Here is a 17,442-nt window from a genome sequence, read left to right as displayed (position 1 = left end):
GTAAATTCCGCTAAAATCATGATTTCTTGATATGCCGGAATTTAGTCTTGCAAGAACTTTTAGGAACAGGGGTTTACTTTTGCAAACTGGAAGTCAGTTTTCCAATTCAGCCTCAGTATCTGACAGCTTTATTATAGCACAACATTATTGTGCGTTCAAGAGAAACAAAATGGAAAATAGATAAAAGATATTGTGCTTTACTATTGAAATCGGTATCCATGCTGTGTATAATTGAGGCAAAACGAATGTTCTGAGGGGTGATAGAATTGCACTATGAGATATTGGATACTGATGTAGGGCAGGGGGCCGGAGCAGTTGCAGTACCCGTAACGTACGGAAAAAAGGTAGAGCGGACAGATATTTGCCAGCCATATTCTGTGGCAGAGGTACTGCAGAATGTTTTTCATGCGGATTTTCAGACGGTTTTAGAAAATTACGTGAGGACGGAGACAGAGCAGATTCAAGAAGCAGGAGTGTTGCCGGGTGCCGAGGGAATGAAGGTTCGGCTGTGGTCGTACTTAAAAACACTGTCAAAGCTACAGCAACCAACAGACAGGACTGTGGTCGATGTGATATTGCAGAGTAGGTTAGAAGGACAGTATAAGGATGGCGAAACAAGATATGAGAGTGCAGATTTTCGGCTGAGATATATTTTCGATTTGCGAGTGTGTCACCAATGCTGCATTGGTCCGCTCGTCTGGGTATATAAAGATTGGGAAGATGACCCGGCGCTATCAGGATTTGCCTTTGATACTAATGACTATCTTCTACCGATTTTATATAACAGCGACTACGAGACGGTTGCCCATGCGATTCTGGATGATTTTTTCCCAGAGGCGAAGAGGGAGATCGGTGGGGATGCGTCAGTAGTGAGCAGTGAGGAACTGGCAAGGCGGATGGGACTTCGGGTTTTGGATGTTCGCTTTGCAGACAAGACGGTGATGGGACAGCTTTACTACAACTACGGCGAAGCGCATCTGATTGATGACAGTGGAAAAACTTATGCCCAGATAATCCGACCCGGAACGATTCTGGTCAATCAAGATAACTGCACAACTGCCGCAACACGAAATAGTACGATTGCACATGAATGCTGCCATATGTATTTGGACAGATGGTTCTTCCTGCTCCAGATGATGACAGGGAGAAAGTACACACCATATTCCAGCCGGCGCAGGGAGAACAGACGATACCATCACAAGAATGATGCGCTCGATTGGATGGAGCTGCAGTGTGAAAAGCTTCCAGCTTATCTGCTGCTTGAGCGAAATGATGTGATCGATTATGTCGAAGATAGGTTGAAGCAGTGCAATTGGAAAAAGACACCAGAGAATATTCGAGCCATTGTAGATGGGCTAGCAGAGCGGTATGAAGTATCATATCAAATGGCAAAATACCGTATGATTGAGCTTAGTTTAACAGGAGGAGCCTATGGGACACAGAAAGATGCCGGCTTATGGCGAGAGGGAACACGGCGGCAGATACATTCTGGATGAATACGAATGGTCAAGAAACCACTGTAAGGCGGTGACCATCCGCAGATGGAAAAGGGACCTGAAAAAGAAAGCCAGAGCGCATAACCGCAGGGTGATGCATCAGGCAATGCAGGGCGAGGCCGATTAGACGGAAAATGGGGGCCTCAAAAGAATGAGAACCTCCTTCCAGTTTACTGTATATTAGCTCTGGAAAGCAACAATAGCAAGGAGAACCGCCGCCATAATGTACACAAACATCTGGCAGCGGTTTTGTGTATCATACCAAACCAAAACCGGGGATACGAGGCAGAGCCCCAGCCTCTGCTGGGGAGCCTCTGGGGGATTCCTTAGAAGAAATCCCTCATGCTCATGCCGACCTCGTTCAGTCGTTCCTCCATGCTGTGGTAGTGCCAATCCTCTTCTTCGTCTTCTTCCTCAAGCTCCTCTGGGAAAGGATCGTGCCGCCATCCGGCTTTCTGGTATTCTTCTTCCCGGATGTCGTTGCGGTCGTAAATGTCCAGCTCGTATTCTTCTTCAAGCTCTGTGATGCGGTTTTCGATTGCGGTTTCAACTTCTGTAATGGTCTTTTTCATGGTTTTTGTCCTCCGTTTTTGGTTTGGTTTTCTTTGCTTTCGTTGTGTGTATAATGCCGCAGAAACACATATATAGCAAGTCAATCAGGGGTTATATATGTACCAAACATGAGGGGCAAAGATCGTTGATAATATGACGTTTTATGGCCTTGCTATCACAGGGCAGTGACGGTAATATACAGCTACAAAAAGCAAAGGAGGACAGCAGAATGGCTGATTGGAGAACATGGGAAAAAGGAAGAAAGACAACATGGCACTGGAACGAATTTGATGGAAGCGGAAGCCGGGAAGGAATCATCACCGAGGTTCATGAAGACCATGCGATCATGGAAACAGACGGCATGCACCTTTGGATCGACGATGACACAGCAGAGATGTTCAGCTAAGAAAACGGGGAGGGAAACCTCCCCGGATAAACACATAAATCCACCAGATCAGGGTGCAGATGATCGTGTACTTTAGCCGCTTGATAGTGTCCGGCAGTGACGGTAATATACAGCTACCAAAACGAAAGGGGCAAAGAACATGGAACGCTACACTTACGAGATCACCTTTACACGGCTGGATGGACAGCCGGATGAAATCCAGCAGCACACCAGCGAGGAGCTGGCAAGAGAATGCTTCCGGCTTTTCGATGAGCCGGACAGCGCAGAGATGTACAGCAAAATCGAACTTAGCCGCCACGACTGGAAGACAGGCACGGATGAGATTCTGGAAACGATGACATTCTGAGAGGAGGAAAATACAATGACCTACACAAAAATCAACCTTTACCTTGCAAACGGAATTCCGGAGGCACTCAGCAACCTCTGGTACGGAAGCGACAGCGCAGTGGTCGAGATCAGGGATGCCGTTGAGGATGCGAAGAACGGCAAGGACCTTCTGAACCGCATCCAGAAGATGAAGCTCCTTCGGAAATTCACCCTCGACAGGGAGAACGAAAAGCACATCCGCTTCAAGGGAACGGACTGCTGGGGCAACGTAAGCTACCTCGAAATCATCCGCTAAAGGCAAGACCGACAGGCGCAAGGGGCTGGAAATGACCAGCCTTTTGCTCGTGTCTGTCTTCCGAAAGCTGGCATGAAAAGCACATAAATATGACAATTACAGGGCTTGATGATCGTGTAGTTTAGCCGCTTGATAGTGTGCGAAAGTGACGGTAATATGTGCATACCGAAAGGGAGAAAAACCGAAAACAACATTCTGGAGGATACGACAATGACGAAGAACGAAGAACGCATCAATAAACTTTTCAAGGAACTGGTACCGGAGACGGGCAAGGCAGACAGCCTCGCAGGGGAGCTGGTAAGGGCAATGAGCCGCATCGGATACCGCTTTTACAACGACGGCGACCAGCTGGGCATCGGCTACGGCAAGGAAACCTGCAACCCTGCAGGGCGGTTCCTTGGAGCCAAGGGCAACGACAAAATCGCAAAGCTGACTGCAGATGCCTGGGCAGTCTACAGCGAGGAAGCCTACGAAAAGGTTCTGGACATCCTTTGCGGAGCGGTTGCCGACTATGTCGAGCAGAACCCAGACCTTAGAAACCAGCCGACCGAAGATATGTGGGATTTCAAGGATGAGGAAGAAGACCAGGATGACAGCTGGGATGAGGAAGAAGATGACTGGGACGAAGAGGACTACGACGAGGAAGAAGACTACTAAGCCAGAGAAACACACGGGGCTTGCCGGAAACGGCAGCCCTTTTCTTCTGCTGTAATACGCACAGTTCCGGGTGGCTATCTTTGTGTAGTATAGCCGCTTGATAGTGTGTGACATAGACGGTAATATGCACATATCGAAACGGAAAACCAAGAAAAACGGAGGAAACCACCATGAAGAAGAACATTACCAAGGAAGAAGAAAAAGCCCTGCTGGAGATCGCCAAGCGCCTAATGGCAGCGGTAGACAGCCGGGGCGACCTCGAAGCCCGCGACAATGACAGCGAGGACTTCATTGAGGTTCCGGTCTGGGGCATCCAGAAAGCAATGGAGGAAGCCTACCTGCTGGGACGGATGAACAGATAAACCGACAGCCCCCGACACAGCCCCACACAGGGGCTTGTGCCACGGGTGGCAAAACAATCCGAAGGAACCGACAACGCCCCAGATAGGGGCAGATGTGGCGGCGTGGATGCGCCAGGAGGAGAAGCACATGGAAGAACGGATGATGGATGTCATCGTGGAAATCTACAACCACATGGATGACAGCGATAAGGATGCCTTCACGCTGGAGGATGCAGAGGATATGGTGGAAGACCAGATCAGGATGGATAAGGAAGCCGGACGGGAACCGCTGGCATACGACCCGCAGTTCTTCTACAACACCATTGTGGAACTCATGGAGCAGGACGCAGAGTGACGTACATTCTGCCTGGTATTCCGGGCAGAAGATCGTGTACTTTAGCCGCTTGATATCCTTTGCACCTGACGGTAATATGCACATACCGAAAGGGGAAAGCCCCAAGGGAAAAACGAAAACACGGAGGAATTCACCATGAAAAAGCATTTGATCGACTTTCCAGAAAACAACATCAGCATTGAGAGTTTCTACGACCGACTCAGACCTTGCTACGACAGCATCATGCAGTTCGGTGACCGGGTTTTAGTTGCCCAGATGAACTGGAATGGCATGCTGGAGGGAGCGGTATACGGATTTGTCGAAGACCCAGAGGAAGGCTGGTCACCGATTGAGTGCCGACTGGAGCTTCTGAAGATTTCCGATGAGACCTACACGGATGCCGGTCACGCGATCGAGTGGTGCATCAAGAACGCACACTGAAAAAGGGCAGAGCTCCTTCGGGGGCTTTTGCTCGTAGTGGCGGATTTCTCCGGCGTGTAAATACACATAAATCCGACAAAAAGAGGTGTGTATGATCGTGCAGCATAGCCGCTTGCTATGTCCGAGCGGTGACGGTAATATACAGTCACAACGAAGGGAAAAGCCCTACAGAAAACAAAACACACGGAGGATACAGACCATGACGAACAAAGCAAAAACCTACCTCAAGAACATTAAGGAAGCCGACACCGAGAAGAAGCTGATTGGCATCGAGATCGCTTCAAGCAGGACATGACCCTCAGCTGCAACGACCTCGGAAGCCTTTGCAGGGCGGCAGAGGACAGGCGGTACAGCCTGCGGAACAATGAGGAGACGCTGAAGCTGAAGCAGATCCTTTTCTTCCGGACGAAAGCGGAGATGGATGCCTACCACGATATGAGCCGCAAGCCGGAAGACTGGACGGCAGAGGAAATCGAGCAGCAGAGAAGCCGCTTTTGCAGCATCTGGCAGGTCATCGAGGAAGCGGAGCTGGTCGATGAATACGAGGCTTGGAAGGAATCCAACCCCAACGCATAACCAAAAACCTAAAGGACACACGCCCCGCAGGGGGCTGTGCCTCGTATCCGATGTATTATTGAAATTGGAAAATATTAAGCCGAATGAAATAAAAGTTTCCGAAATGGGAAAATAATTTGATATTCTGCGTATAATATGCTATACTGAGAAAAAAGGAGGAATGCAGATATGGTTGAACGAAAAGAATATCTTGACCAGCTTTGGGCATGGAAAGACGAGCAGCAGATCAAGGTCGTGACCGGAATCCGCCGCTGTGGAAAATCTGTACTTCTGGAACAGTATCAGCAGAGACTCTTAGCGAATGGAGTTACACCAGAACAGATTATTTCCATCAATTTTGAAAATCTGGATTACGAACCTTTAAAAGATTATATGAAGCTGTACAATTACCTCAAAGAACGTTTGTGTGCAGATAAGATGACATACATCTTTTTGGATGAGGTTCAGGAAGTTTCATCATTCGAGAAAGTGGTTGACAGCCTTTATATCAGAGACCATGTGGACGTTTATATCACAGGCTCCAATGCATATATGCTGTCAAGTGAGCTTGCAACGCTTTTGTCAGGAAGGTACACAGAGATCAAGATGCTGCCGCTTTCTTTCCGTGAGTATATGGCGGTGACAGGTATGGCAAAAGAGGAAGCTTTTGCAGAGTTTATGAAAACTGGTGGAATTCCGTATGTGGCAGTAATGAACCGCACGGATGAAAAAATAGATCAGTATTTAGAGGGAATCTACAATACCGTTATTGTAAAAGATATCGAGCAGCGGCAGGTAAGAAGAGAAAAAGAAGGTGGAAAACGAAAAATCACAGACATTGCGTTACTAAAGACAATTGCCAGGTATCTGGCAAGCGTTATCGGCAGCCCGGTGTCAATGAAAAGTATAACCGACTATCTGACCTCAGCGGGTAGAAAAGTATCTCAAAACACAGTCAGCGATTATGTGGAAGCCCTGACAGAGTCTTTTATTTTTTATCCTGTGGAGCGGTTTGACATTGCGGGGAAGCAGCTCTTAAAGGTCAACAATAAGTTTTACATGGTAGATATGGGAATCAGAAACCACATTCTTCCGAGAAAACGATATGATCTTGGATTTACCATTGAGAACATTGTGTATCTTGAACTTTCACGAAGGGGCGGCAAAGTCAACATCGGAAAATATGGTTCTACTGAGGTCGACTTTGTGACACAGAAGGAAGGTGTGCTTACCTATTATCAGGTAACTGCTGATATGACGGCGGAAGAAACCTTTGAGAGAGAGATGAGACCGCTGCGGAGCATTCAGGATAATTATGAAAAGATTGTCCTGACACTGGATCGTTTTTCACTCGGAAATTACGATGGCATAAAAGTTGTGAATGTCATCGACTGGCTTTTGGGATGAGGAATCTGCATATGCGTGAAGTGGAAATTAGTCAAAAACAGCAGATTGATAGTAATGATAAGAAAACGGATGGCAAAAGTGTCACGGAATCTCTTACCGGGATTCTGAAAGAAGATGACCTTAATGCGAGAAAGGCAGAAAGGCTGAAAGAAAAATACGAAACGGCGTAAATAGAACATAAGATCAAGGACTTCTTCGGAGGTCCTTTTTCTTTACCCATTTTTGAAGAAGGGAGGGGAAGCCAATGGCTACCAGAGGCAGAAAACCAAAGCCGACCGCCATGAAGGAGCTGGAAGGCAATCCGGGCAAGCATCCGCTGAACACCAGCGAACCGAAGCCTAACAAGAAAGCACCGGCCTGTCCAAAGTGGCTGGAGCCGGAAGCAAAGAAAGAATGGCGTAGACTTGCCAAACAGATGGAAGCCATCGGCATCCTGACCGAAGTAGATATGGCTGCCTTTGCCGGTTATTGTCAAGCGTATGCCCGATGGAAAGAGGCGGAGGAGTTCATCACCCAGCATGGCACCATCGTCAAGACCCCGTCTGGGTACTGGCAGCAAGTGCCGCAGGTATCTATCGCCCAGACCTATCTGAAGATCATGAACAAGTTTGCAGAGCAGTTCGGTCTGACCCCGTCCTCCCGAAGCCGGATCATTGCTTCGGACGGCGGTCCTACGGATACAGCTGATGAGATGGAGAATCTGCTGGGAGGAGGTGGAAGCTGATGGCAGAGTGCAGACCGAAAAACTATCCGAAACTGAAGGACTATAAACCAAGTCGGTTCATACTTCCCAGCTGCCATTACGATGCCGCAAAAGCAGACCGGGCAGTGACTTTTATCGAAAACCTGCGTCATACCAAAGGCAAGTGGGCGGGCAAGCGGTTCTGGCTGCTTCCGTGGCAGGAGCAGATCATCCGGGATGTGTTCGGCATCGTGGACGAAAAAGGGAACCGTCAGTTTCGCACGGCTTATGTCGAAATCGGCAAGAAAAACGGAAAATCCGAGCTTGCCGCTGCGGTGGCCTTGTATCTGCTTTTTGCCGATAATGAGCCATCTGCCGAAGTCTATGGTGCTGCAGCTGACCGCCAGCAGGCATCCATCGTTTTTGATGTCGCCCATCAGATGGTGCAGATGACCCCGGCACTTTTGAAACGGTGCAAGATCATGGCAGCCACCAAGCGCATCGTGAACTACGGGAACGCAGGATTTTATCAGGTTCTGTCTGCCGAAGTTGGTACGAAGCACGGCTTGAATGTGTCAGGTCTTGTTCTGGATGAGGTTCATGCCCAGCCAAACCGAAAACTCTACGATGTCCTTACCAAAGGTTCAGGTGATGCCCGTGAACAGCCGTTGTTCTTCCTGATCACCACGGCTGGCACGGACAAGGAGAGCATCTGCTACGAGCTCCACATGAAAGCCCTTGACTTGCTGGCTGGCCGTAAGATCGACCACACCTTTTACCCCGTGGTCTATGGACTGACAGATGAAGATGACTGGCACGATGAAGTCAACTGGTATAAAGCCAATCCTTCCCTCGGACAGACCATTCAGATCCAGCGTGTCCGGGATGCGTACCAGGAAGCACTGGATAACCCGGCAGAGGAGAATGTGTTCAAGCAGCTCCGTCTGAATATGTGGGTATCCTCGCTGACCCGGTTCATCCCGGAACACATCTATGACCTCGGCAACCAGCCAATCGATATGGAAGCCCTCAAAGGCCGTGACTGTTATGGAGGGCTGGACTTGTCCAGCACCGGAGACATCACGGCTTTTGTGCTGATGTTCCCGCCCAGAATCCCGGAAGAGAAATACATCATGCTTCCATTTTTCTGGATACCGGAGGATACGATCCCCCAGCGTGTGCGCAGGGCATCCGTTCCGTATGATGTCTGGTATCAGCAGGGCTACTTGATGGCGACCGAGGGAAATGTGATTCACTACGGGTTCATTGAGAAGGTCATTGAGGAGCTGGGTAAGACCTATCACATTCTGGAGATTGCCTTTGACCGATGGGGTGCGGTGCAGATGACCCAGAACCTTGAGGGGATGGGATTTACGGTCGTGCCTTTCGGTCAGGGTTTTAAAGATATGAGCCCGCCTACCAAAGAGTTCTACAAGCTCCTGATGGAAGGGCGTATTACCCACGGCGGCAACCCGGTCATGGCATGGATGGCGGGGAATGTGGTCGTGGATACCGACCCGGCAGGCAATATCAAGCCGACAAAGGCAAAATCGCCGGAGAAGATCGATGGTATCGTCGCTGCGATCATGGCACTGGACCGCTGCATCCGAAACGAAGGACAGCAGCAGGGAAGTGTCTACGATGAACGTGACATGATCGTTTTCTAATCGACAAAATATTTGTTTCTGCACCTCTTGACTTTTCTTTCTTTCTCTCTTACAATGAGAAAGAAAGAAGAAAGAAACGAGAAAGAAACGAGAAAGAAAGGAGCAGAAGATGTTAGCATTCGAGAACCAGAATATCGAATTTAAGCAAGAGTATGTCCCTGACATCCGAAAAGAGGTGATGGGATTTGCAAATGCAGAGGGCGGCACGGTTTATGTCGGTGTCAGAAAAGATGGAGCGGTTCTAGGTATCGGCGATCCTGATGGGGTAATGCTCCAAATCGTAAATTCTTTGAAAGATTCCCTGGCACCAGACATAATGCCGTTTGTTAGAGTCAACACAGTTGAAATAGAAGAGAAGCAGGTTATCGAAATTGATGTGACAACCGGAACGAATCGACCGTACTATCTCCGTGAAAAAGGTTTGAAACCTGGCGGTGTGTATGTAAGAAAAGGAAGTTCTACACAGCCAATGACTGAGGAAGGAATCCGGGAAATGATTCTCCAAAACAGCGGCAGGTCTTTTGAACTGTGTAGAAGTATGAATCAAGAATTGACGTTCTATACTCTCCAAACAGAGATGCAGAGAAGGTCGATTGAAATCGGGCCATCGCAAATGCGAACTCTCAAACTGATCGGTGAAGATGGCCTGTATACAAATCTTGCGCTGTTGCTATCGGATCAGTGTGAGACAACAACGAAAGTTGCTCTCTTTCAAGGAACGGACAAAGAACTATTCCGAGATAGAAAGGAGTTTACAGGATCTATTTTGAAGCAGCTTGAAGATGTCTATCAGTTTATTGATTTAGTCAACAAAACGAAAGCAACATTTTCGGGGCTGGATCGAACTGATTGGAGAGATTATCCGGAGGAAGCTGTAAGAGAGGCTTTGCTGAACAGCATCGTTCATCGCGATTATTCTTTTAGTGGAAGCAATCTGGTCAATGTCTATGAGGACAGAATTGAATTTGTTTCTCTTGGAGGTCTTGTATCTGGTTTGGAGCTGAAATCCATTTTTCTTGGCGTTTCACAATCGAGAAATCCAAATCTTGCGGCTGTTTTCTACCGCATGAGATTGATTGAGAGCTACGGCACAGGAATCGGAAAAATCGAACGTGCGTATAAAACTTGTCCATTTCAACCGGAGTTTGAAACGGCAAAAGGAGTTTTCCGTGTGACACTTCCGAATAGGAACGAGGAACAAAACAACGAAGTGCAAGTGTCGGATAATGCGGATGAGGATATTTCGCTGAATGAGCAGAAGCAACTTATTGTTCAATATGCGCAGGAAAATGGCAGCATCACAAGAAAAGAAGTAGAGGATTTGATTGGTGCAGGAACAACGAAGGCATTCCGACTGCTTAAAGAACTTTGCGAAGCAGGAAAACTTGAGCAAAAAGGAAACGGAAGGCTGAGTACCTACGTTACCAAATAAATATCATTGTACGAAGAAGCATCTTGGCGAAAGTCAGGGTGCTTTTTTTATGTCATTTTTGATTTTGGAGGACAAGAACTATGAAGTATCTGATGAGTACAGAATGGTGGAAGGCAGCCGGCATCCGTGCTGCAAAGACGATGTTCCAGACCGGCGCGGCTCTGGTCGTGACCCAGATGCCCGGCGGAACTGTGGACTGGATGGCAGTTGGCAGTGCAGTGATCGTGGCAGGTGTTGCGTCCCTCGGTACCAGCCTTGCCGGTCTGCCGGAACTGGAGAAAGGGGATAAGGCTTAATGGGATTCTGGGAATGGATGGGGTTTGAGAACCCAAGGGATTCTCCCAAAACAGAACAGCCAAAAGAAGGTCTGCCGAAGGTCACGGATAACGTCCGAGATTCCGGGCAGACCTTTGTGTTTGGACGTTCCAATGCCGGGGAGCAGGTGGATGAAAAAGCTGCCATGCAGATCCCGACGGTATATGCCTGTGTCCGCCTGTTGGCAGAGTCCATTGCGGCACTGCCGCTGCATCTGTATCGGGTGACGGACGATAACGGCAACAAGGAAAAGGCACGGGATCATCCGCTGTATAAGATTTTATATCGCCAGCCAAACCCGGAGATGAGATCCTTTGTTTTCTGGGAAACGCTGATGACCCATCTGCTTCTCTGGGGCAACGCCTACGCACAGATCGTCCGGGATGGCAAGAACACGGTACTGGGTCTGTATCCGCTTTTACCGGAAAATGTCGAAGTTGACCGAGATGAAAGTGGCGAGCTCTACTATATCTACCACGCATACACGGATGAAGTTCCGGGAGAGCAGAACAAGGACATCTACTTCCGCCGGGACGAGATCTTTCATGTGCCGGGGCTTGGCTTTAATGGTCTGATCGGTTTCTCGCCAATCGCCATGATGAAGAACAGCCTCGGTACTTCCATTGCGGTAGATAAATACGGTTCCTCTTTCTTCAAGAACGGCGCACAGCCCAGTGGTGTGCTGGAGCATCCCGGCGTTGTGAAAGACCCGAACCGTATCCGTGATAGCTGGGAAGCGGCTTATGGCGGTGCAGCCAATGCCCATCGTGTGGCAGTGCTGGAAGAGGGCATGTCCTATAAACCAATCTCTCTTCCGCCAGAGGACAGCCAATTCCTCGAAACGAAGCAGTTTTCCGTGACGGAGATCTGCCGCATCTTCCGTGTGCCTCCGCATCTGGTAGCCGATCTGTCCAGAGCCACATTCTCCAACATTGAATACCAGTCACTGAATTTCGTGATGCACTCCCTGACCCCGTGGCTTGTCCGCATCGAGCAGGGCATCATCAAGGATCTGCTGCTGGAGGAGGAGCAGGATACCTACTTTCCAAAATTCAATGTGGACGGTCTGCTTCGTGGTGACTACCAGAGCCGGATGAACGGTTATGCGACCGGCATCAGCAACGGCTTCCTCTCTCCAAATGATGTGCATCGTCTGGAGAACATGGACCTCATCCCGGCAGAGGAGGGCGGTGACGACTACTACCTGAACGGAGGCTATGTGAAGCTGAAAGATGCAGGAGTGGCACAGCAGAATAAAGCTGCCGCAGTCCAGCAGAATCAGCCCAAACAGACACAGCCAGAGGAACAAGACCCGGAAGAAGAACCTGACAGCGATAACCGGCTGAGTGAGAGTAAGCCACGAAAGAATGAAGGAAGGAGAACCCGATGAAGAAATTCTGGAACTGGATCAAAAACAGTGACGATACCAGAATCCTCCGGCTGGAAGGCCCCATCGATGAGGAATCATTCTGGGGCGATGAGATCACGCCGCAGATGTTTCGGGATGAGCTGGAATCCGGCGAAGGGGATGTGACCGTCTGGATCAACAGTCCGGGCGGAAATGTGTTTGCCGCTGCCGAGATCTATACCATGCTTAAGGACTACAAGGGCAGCATCACGGTCAAGATCGATGCAATTGCGGCATCTGCTGCATCTGTTGTGGCAATGGCCGGTGATACTGTTCAGATGAGTCCTGTTGCCATGCTGATGATCCATGACCCCAGCACGGTTGCGATGGGCAACACCAAGGACATGGAGAAAGCCATTGAGGTGCTGACCGAAGTCAAGGAGAGCATCATCAATGCCTATGCTGCAAAGAGCGGACTCAGCCACGCCCGTATTGCCAACCTCATGAGCAATGAGACCTGGATGAATGCGAAGAAGGCTGTGGAGCTGGGCTTCGCAGACGAGATCCTCTTTGCAAAGAAAGAGGAGGAGCCGGACAGTGACCCGGCAGACCCGGAAAATCCGGAAGAAGACCCTGACAGTGAACCGGGCGAGGGCGAAGAAAAGAAGCCGTTCCAGAAGGATACGGCAGGGCACCTTTTCTCCAGCCGTCAGATGGATCTAATCGTCCTGAACCGTCTGGGGGTGAAGCCGGAAGACGTAGGTCAGAAGCACACTGAGCCGAAGGAGCCGCCTGCTGACCCGAAACCGTCTGCAGAGCCGACACCTCCGGCCGAACCACCTGCCAATTCTGGCCCTGTCCTTGATCTGGACGGAAAGACCGAGGATGGCAGCATCCCCTACAATATCCTGATGAAACAGCTTGAGTGCATGAAGTGATGTGCATTCAGGCTGTTTTTTATATCACCACAAATCAATCTATGGAGGACAAACACTATGAGTAAGATTCTGGAACTGCGCACCAAGCGCAACACTCTCTGGGAGCAGACCAAGGACTTTCTGGAGAAGAACCGCGGCGAGAACGGTCTGGTAAAGGCTGAGGCCGTGGAGCAGTACAACAAGATGGCACAGGAGGTCAAGGACCTGGGTGCAGAGATCGAGCGTCTGGAGCAGCAGGCACAGATCGAGGCACAGCTGTCCGCACCGACTTCCAGTCCTGTCCATGCTGACCCGAAGAACGGTGCCAAGAAGGATGTCAAGCCGACCGCCACTGCCGAGTATGCTGAGAACTTCTGGAACATGATCCGCAACCGCGGCCATTATGGCGAGGTCCGCAATGCCCTGTCTGTGGGTGAGGACACCGAGGGCGGCTTTACCGTTCCCGATGAGTTCGAGAAGAAGCTGGTGGAGGCACTGGAGGAGAACAACATCTTCCGTGGTCTGGCAACGGTCATCCGCACCAGCTCCGGCACCCGTAAGATCCCTATCGCGGAGGATACCGGTGAGGCAAGCTGGATCGATGAGGGTGAGGAGATTCCGGAGAGCGATACTACCTTCGGCCAGACCATGCTGTCTGCATACAAGCTGGGCACTATGATCAAGATCTCCAATGAGTTGCTGAACGACTCCGCTTTTGACCTCGCCACCTATATTGCCCGCCGCTTCGGTGTGCGTATGGGCAACGCAGAAGAGCGCGCCTTTATCACCGGTGACGGTGTGGGCAAGCCTCTGGGTCTGCTGGCTGAGACCGGCGGTGCCAAGGTCGGTGTGACCGCTGCCCAGAAGGATGCCGTTACCTTCGATGAGATCTTCAAGCTCTACTATGCACTGAAGGCTCCGTACCGCAAGAAGGCACAGTTCCTCTGCAACGAAGCCCTGGTGCTGCAGCTGATGACCATCAAGGACAACAACGGCAACTATATCTGGAAGCCGGGTCTGGAGATCGGCAAGCCGGATACCCTGCTGAACCGTCCGCTGAAGACTTCCGCCTTCATGCCGGAGATCAAGGGTGGCAGCAAGGTCATGGCCTTTGGCGATTACAGCTACTACTGGGTGGCTGACCGCCAGAACCGCACCTTCCGCCGTCTGAACGAGCTGTATGCCCGTACTGATCAGGTCGGTTTCCTGACCACCCAGCGTGTGGATGGCAAGCTGATCCTGCCGGAAGCCGTACAGCTTCTGCAGATGGCACCGCAGGGCTAAGAAAGTCTGGAAAGGAGGAGCCGGTTATGGCACTGATCCCGCTTTACGAAGCGAAGACCTATCTCCGCGTGGACAGCAGCGATGAGGATGCCCTGATCGGCATCCTTTTATCTTCTGCGGAGCAGATGTGTAAGGACGTGGGACGTTTATCGGAAGACCAGTGGGAGGCAGTTAATGCCGCTGACCGGGATGCCGAGAACGGAGTACAGCCCACAAGGGAACTGGAAGCCCTGCGCAGCACCTGCCGTGTGGCGATTCTGTATGCACTGGGGTATCTCTATGAGCACCGGGACGAAGCCGACCATAAGCAGCTGATGCTGACGCTTCGTTCCATTCTGTTTGCTGTGAGGGAGGGGGTGTTCTGATGATCGAGAAACTGAATGAGCGGATCACAATCGAGAAAAGCACGGTCGTGACCGATAAGGTCGGAAACCATCGGAACACATGGGAGGAATATTTCACCTGCTTTGCCTACGCTTCGACCTATCAGGCACAGGAAGAAGAAGGTGAGGTCACAGCCGAACAGAAGAGCGTGGTGTTTACGGTTCGCTGGTGCAGCGAGACCAGAGGATTAACTTCCACTGGTTACCGCATCCGCTTCCGGGAGCAGCTCTACAATATCGAATCCGTTGACCCGATGAACTATCAGAAGAAGATCCTGAAGATTCATTGCAGACTGGAAAGGAGGCAGCCGGATGAGCAGAACCGTCAGCATTGATGAGATGGCTGACGCCATCAACGAAGGCTTAAAAGAATATGCGACCCTTGCTTCTACGCAGGTGAAGAGTGCTGTCCGTAAGTCTGCCAAAACGGTCAGAGACCAGATCTCGGCCAATGCACCGTCCAGAACGGGCGCATACAAAGGAAGCTGGGTGGCGACCAAACAGTCCGAATCCAGCCAGAGCCTTCAGATGGTGGTGCATTCCAAGAACCGCTACCAGCTGGCACATCTGCTGGAAAAAGGTCATGCCAAGCGCGGCGGCGGACGGGTGGCAGGAAGACCCCATATCGCTCCGGCAGAGCAGGCCGGCATCGAGCAGCTCCAGTCTCTCATCGAAAAGGCACTAAAGTAAGGAGGAACCAATGACCCACGAAGAAGTAAAAGCTCTGGTGGAGGAGATGGGGCTTCCTTATGCGTATGACCATTTCGCAGAAGGGGAGAGCCCTGATCCACCGTTTATCTGCTTCCTGTATCCGAAAGCCGAGAATTTCGGTGCGGACAACCTTGTGTACCACCATTTCAACCGGCTGGACATTGAGGTGTATACCGATTACAAAGACCCGGATATGGAAGCAAGCATTGAAGAAGTCCTGACCGCACACGAACTCTACTATGAGAAAAGCGAGGTCTGGATCGAAACCGAAAAGATGTATGAAGTCCTGTATGAGCTGACCGTATAAGCCAGCCGCAGGACGATAGGAGGAATAACCTATGTCGAAGCAAAGCAATAAGGTCAAATTTGGCCTGAAAAACTGCCATTATGCCAAGGCAACCTTTGACGAGGATGGCAGCGTCACCTACGCAAAGCCGGTCCGCATCCCCGGTGCAGTCAGTCTTTCTATGGATGCCAATGGCGAGATCGAGCCGTTCTATGCGGACAATATCGCTTACTATGTCGTGAATAACAACTCCGGCTACGAGGGTGATCTGGAGATCGCACTGATTCCGGAGAGCTTCCTCACGGACATCATGCACGAGGAACTGGATGGCAACGGTGTGCTTGCGGAGAACGCCAATGTGGAACTGGAGCATTTCGCATTCCTGTTCGAGTTTGATGGCGACCAGCGCCACATCCGTCATGTGCTGTACAACTGTGTGGCAAGCCGCCCGTCCATCGAGGGTGAGACCAATGAGGACAGCAAGGAAGTCAAGACAGACACCCTGAACCTGCAGGCAACCCCTCTGGCAAACGGTTATGTCAAGGCAAAGACCGGCACCAACACCACCGATGATGTTTATAACAAGTGGTACGATGCGGTCTACGAGCCGCAGGCAGAAGCTGTAGACACCGAAGACACCAGTCACACCGAGGAGCCGCAGGGCTAAGTGACCGGCACACACTGCAGGGCTTCGGCTCTGCTTACATTATTATAAAGAGGTATATGACTATGAAGAAGATTTTCCCCGTGTTTGCAGTGATCATCGTTCTGGTGCTGGCTGTCTGCTCGTTCCACATCATTCCCACCGGCTACACCGGCGTGAAGACCAGTTTTGGTCAGATCCAGGAGACCACCATCCAGAGCGGCAAGCTCAACTTCTGCATTCCTTTTGTGCAGAGTATCCACAAGGTCAACAACAAGCAGCAGGATAAACACATCGAGGCTCAGGTCTGGGGCGAAGCCTCCGACAAGACTCCTGTGTATGCCGCTGATGTGATCGTGACCTATCAGGTGCTTCCTGAGAAGAGTGCATGGCTGTATGCGAATGTGTCCGACATCAAGAATTTGGTCGGTGACGAGCTGGTGGCATCTGCCATCAAGTCTGCAATGGCTGAACTTGGCCCCAATGAGGTGACCAACCGCACTAAGATCGAACCTTTGGCACAGCAGAAGCTGGCAGAGTCCCTTGTGCAGAAATACGGCGATGATGTTGTGTTTGTGAACAAGGTCGTCATCAACGATATGGATTTCGAGGACGCTTACAACGAAGCCATCCAGCAGAAGTCCATTGCACAGCAGAACGCTGACAAGCAGAAGATCGAGAACGAGGCCGCCATTGCCAAGGCAGAAGCGGATAAGCAGGTGGCGATCACCAATGCAGAGGCGGAAGCCCAGAAGACTTCTATTGCCGCAGACGCCCAGGCAGAGGCAAACCGCAAACTGTCAGAAAGCCTGTCCGATACGCTGATCGATTACCAGAAGATCCAGAAGTGGGATGGCAAGCTGCCGACTGTGAGTGGCAGTAATGCACTGGTCAGCATTGACCCGGCAGAGTAAGAAACACGATATATGGCAGGGCTTCGGCTCTGCCAATTTTACATGAAAT

The 17,442-nt window shown here is 50.5% G+C and carries 25 protein-coding genes and 1 pseudogene; 25 read left to right on the top strand and 1 reads right to left on the bottom strand.

The genetic code is table 11. From position 1 onward, the window contains the following. Window positions 1-266 precede the first annotated feature (266 nt). Together ACTNB8_RS08790 and ACTNB8_RS08785 are read left to right on the top strand one after the other, a co-directional pair. A complete protein-coding gene (locus ACTNB8_RS08790; protein WP_441053912.1) occupies window positions 267-1,496 on the top strand; it encodes an ImmA/IrrE family metallo-endopeptidase in 1,230 nt (409 codons plus the stop codon). Then, the gene (locus ACTNB8_RS08785) at window positions 1,432-1,623 is read left to right on the top strand and encodes a hypothetical protein (protein ID WP_107000231.1); all 192 of its coding nucleotides are present in this window, start codon (window positions 1,432-1,434) and stop codon (window positions 1,621-1,623) included. Before ACTNB8_RS08790 ends, ACTNB8_RS08785 begins: the two co-directional genes overlap by 65 nt. 199 nt (window positions 1,624-1,822) lie before the next feature. Here the strand turns inward: ACTNB8_RS08785 and ACTNB8_RS08780 are convergent, their stop codons facing one another. After that, window positions 1,823-2,068 (bottom strand): hypothetical protein, encoded by a 246-nt coding sequence (locus ACTNB8_RS08780; RefSeq protein ID WP_441053909.1) that lies wholly within the window; start codon window positions 2,066-2,068, stop codon window positions 1,823-1,825. A 209-nt stretch (window positions 2,069-2,277) separates the two neighbouring features. Here ACTNB8_RS08780 and ACTNB8_RS08775 point away from each other — a divergent pair, with 209 nt between their 5' ends. The 23 genes and pseudogenes from ACTNB8_RS08775 to ACTNB8_RS08665 all read left to right on the top strand — a co-directional run bounded on the left by ACTNB8_RS08775 (window position 2,278) and on the right by ACTNB8_RS08665 (window position 17,393). Continuing rightward, window positions 2,278-2,454 (top strand): hypothetical protein, encoded by a 177-nt coding sequence (locus ACTNB8_RS08775; protein WP_441053908.1) that lies wholly within the window; start codon window positions 2,278-2,280, stop codon window positions 2,452-2,454. A 139-nt stretch (window positions 2,455-2,593) separates the two neighbouring features. Next, the gene (locus ACTNB8_RS08770; protein WP_441053906.1) at window positions 2,594-2,800 is read left to right on the top strand and encodes a hypothetical protein; all 207 of its coding nucleotides are present in this window, start codon (window positions 2,594-2,596) and stop codon (window positions 2,798-2,800) included. A gap of 15 nt (window positions 2,801-2,815) precedes the next feature. Next, the gene (locus tag ACTNB8_RS08765) at window positions 2,816-3,076 is read left to right on the top strand and encodes a hypothetical protein (RefSeq protein WP_441053904.1); all 261 of its coding nucleotides are present in this window, start codon (window positions 2,816-2,818) and stop codon (window positions 3,074-3,076) included. A gap of 210 nt (window positions 3,077-3,286) precedes the next feature. Further along, on the top strand, window positions 3,287-3,733 hold the full coding sequence (locus tag ACTNB8_RS08760) for a hypothetical protein (RefSeq protein ID WP_441053902.1): 447 nt from the start codon (window positions 3,287-3,289) through the stop codon (window positions 3,731-3,733). 170 nt (window positions 3,734-3,903) lie between these two features. Next, the gene (locus ACTNB8_RS08755) at window positions 3,904-4,095 is read left to right on the top strand and encodes a DUF6900 domain-containing protein (protein WP_182434458.1); all 192 of its coding nucleotides are present in this window, start codon (window positions 3,904-3,906) and stop codon (window positions 4,093-4,095) included. 127 nt (window positions 4,096-4,222) lie between these two features. Further along, window positions 4,223-4,429 carry a hypothetical protein gene (locus ACTNB8_RS08750; protein ID WP_441053900.1) on the top strand — a complete coding sequence of 69 codons (207 nt, stop codon included), beginning with the start codon at window positions 4,223-4,225 and terminating at the stop codon, window positions 4,427-4,429. 135 nt (window positions 4,430-4,564) lie between these two features. Then, entirely contained in the window at window positions 4,565-4,849 is a 285-nt protein-coding gene (locus ACTNB8_RS08745) for a hypothetical protein (RefSeq protein WP_118574023.1), read from the top strand. Window positions 4,850-5,140: 291 nt separating this feature from the next. Continuing rightward, on the top strand, window positions 5,141-5,425 hold the full coding sequence (locus ACTNB8_RS08740; protein ID WP_441053898.1) for a hypothetical protein: 285 nt from the start codon (window positions 5,141-5,143) through the stop codon (window positions 5,423-5,425). A 168-nt stretch (window positions 5,426-5,593) separates the two neighbouring features. Then, complete coding sequence (locus tag ACTNB8_RS08735; protein WP_441053896.1) at window positions 5,594-6,811, top strand: ATP-binding protein; 1,218 nt, start codon at window positions 5,594-5,596, stop codon at window positions 6,809-6,811. Window positions 6,812-6,822: 11 nt separating this feature from the next. After that, entirely contained in the window at window positions 6,823-6,981 is a 159-nt protein-coding gene (locus ACTNB8_RS08730) for a hypothetical protein (protein ID WP_441053895.1), read from the top strand. 74 nt (window positions 6,982-7,055) lie between these two features. Continuing rightward, on the top strand, window positions 7,056-7,535 hold the full coding sequence (locus tag ACTNB8_RS08725; RefSeq protein WP_441053893.1) for a phage terminase small subunit P27 family: 480 nt from the start codon (window positions 7,056-7,058) through the stop codon (window positions 7,533-7,535). After that, window positions 7,535-9,160 (top strand): terminase large subunit, encoded by a 1,626-nt coding sequence (locus ACTNB8_RS08720; protein ID WP_441053891.1) that lies wholly within the window; start codon window positions 7,535-7,537, stop codon window positions 9,158-9,160. Before ACTNB8_RS08725 ends, ACTNB8_RS08720 begins: the two co-directional genes overlap by 1 nt. Window positions 9,161-9,269: 109 nt before the next feature. Further along, window positions 9,270-10,592, top strand: coding sequence for an RNA-binding domain-containing protein (locus tag ACTNB8_RS08715; protein ID WP_195255028.1), 1,323 nt, complete (start codon window positions 9,270-9,272; stop codon window positions 10,590-10,592). An 80-nt stretch (window positions 10,593-10,672) separates the two neighbouring features. Next, window positions 10,673-10,888 (top strand): holin, encoded by a 216-nt coding sequence (locus ACTNB8_RS08710; RefSeq protein WP_441053888.1) that lies wholly within the window; start codon window positions 10,673-10,675, stop codon window positions 10,886-10,888. Next, window positions 10,888-12,297, top strand: coding sequence for a phage portal protein (locus ACTNB8_RS08705; RefSeq protein WP_441053887.1), 1,410 nt, complete (start codon window positions 10,888-10,890; stop codon window positions 12,295-12,297). The genes ACTNB8_RS08710 and ACTNB8_RS08705 overlap by 1 nt, the downstream gene beginning before the upstream one ends. After that, window positions 12,294-12,857: pseudogene (locus ACTNB8_RS08700) on the top strand (head maturation protease, ClpP-related); the annotation flags it as partial. The gene ACTNB8_RS08705 and the pseudogene ACTNB8_RS08700, both read left to right, overlap by 4 nt. 393 nt (window positions 12,858-13,250) lie before the next feature. After that, window positions 13,251-14,456, top strand: a complete 1,206-nt coding sequence (locus tag ACTNB8_RS08695; RefSeq protein ID WP_118496677.1) for a phage major capsid protein — start codon at window positions 13,251-13,253, stop codon at window positions 14,454-14,456. Window positions 14,457-14,482: 26 nt separating this feature from the next. Next, window positions 14,483-14,821 (top strand): head-tail connector protein, encoded by a 339-nt coding sequence (locus ACTNB8_RS08690; RefSeq protein ID WP_118524254.1) that lies wholly within the window; start codon window positions 14,483-14,485, stop codon window positions 14,819-14,821. Further along, window positions 14,821-15,174, top strand: a complete 354-nt coding sequence (locus ACTNB8_RS08685; RefSeq protein WP_270203388.1) for a phage head closure protein — start codon at window positions 14,821-14,823, stop codon at window positions 15,172-15,174. Before ACTNB8_RS08690 ends, ACTNB8_RS08685 begins: the two co-directional genes overlap by 1 nt. Continuing rightward, window positions 15,152-15,529: an HK97 gp10 family phage protein gene (locus ACTNB8_RS08680; RefSeq protein ID WP_441053884.1), complete on the top strand. Its 378-nt coding sequence runs from the start codon at window positions 15,152-15,154 to the stop codon at window positions 15,527-15,529. The genes ACTNB8_RS08685 and ACTNB8_RS08680 overlap by 23 nt, the downstream gene beginning before the upstream one ends. A gap of 10 nt (window positions 15,530-15,539) precedes the next feature. Then, a complete protein-coding gene (locus ACTNB8_RS08675; protein WP_118524257.1) occupies window positions 15,540-15,857 on the top strand; it encodes a hypothetical protein in 318 nt (105 codons plus the stop codon). Between the two features lie 31 nt (window positions 15,858-15,888). Beyond that, window positions 15,889-16,503, top strand: coding sequence for a major tail protein (locus tag ACTNB8_RS08670; protein WP_107000215.1), 615 nt, complete (start codon window positions 15,889-15,891; stop codon window positions 16,501-16,503). A 62-nt stretch (window positions 16,504-16,565) separates the two neighbouring features. Then, window positions 16,566-17,393, top strand: coding sequence for an SPFH domain-containing protein (locus ACTNB8_RS08665; RefSeq protein WP_441053881.1), 828 nt, complete (start codon window positions 16,566-16,568; stop codon window positions 17,391-17,393). Window positions 17,394-17,442 lie beyond the last annotated feature (49 nt).

It is taken from the genome of Blautia sp. HCP28S3_G10, assembly GCF_052065235.1.
Classification (GTDB): Bacteria; Bacillota; Clostridia; order Lachnospirales; family Lachnospiraceae; genus Blautia_A.
The sequence above is the reverse complement of the archived record's forward strand: the minus strand, read 5'-3'. Positions and strand labels throughout refer to the sequence as shown.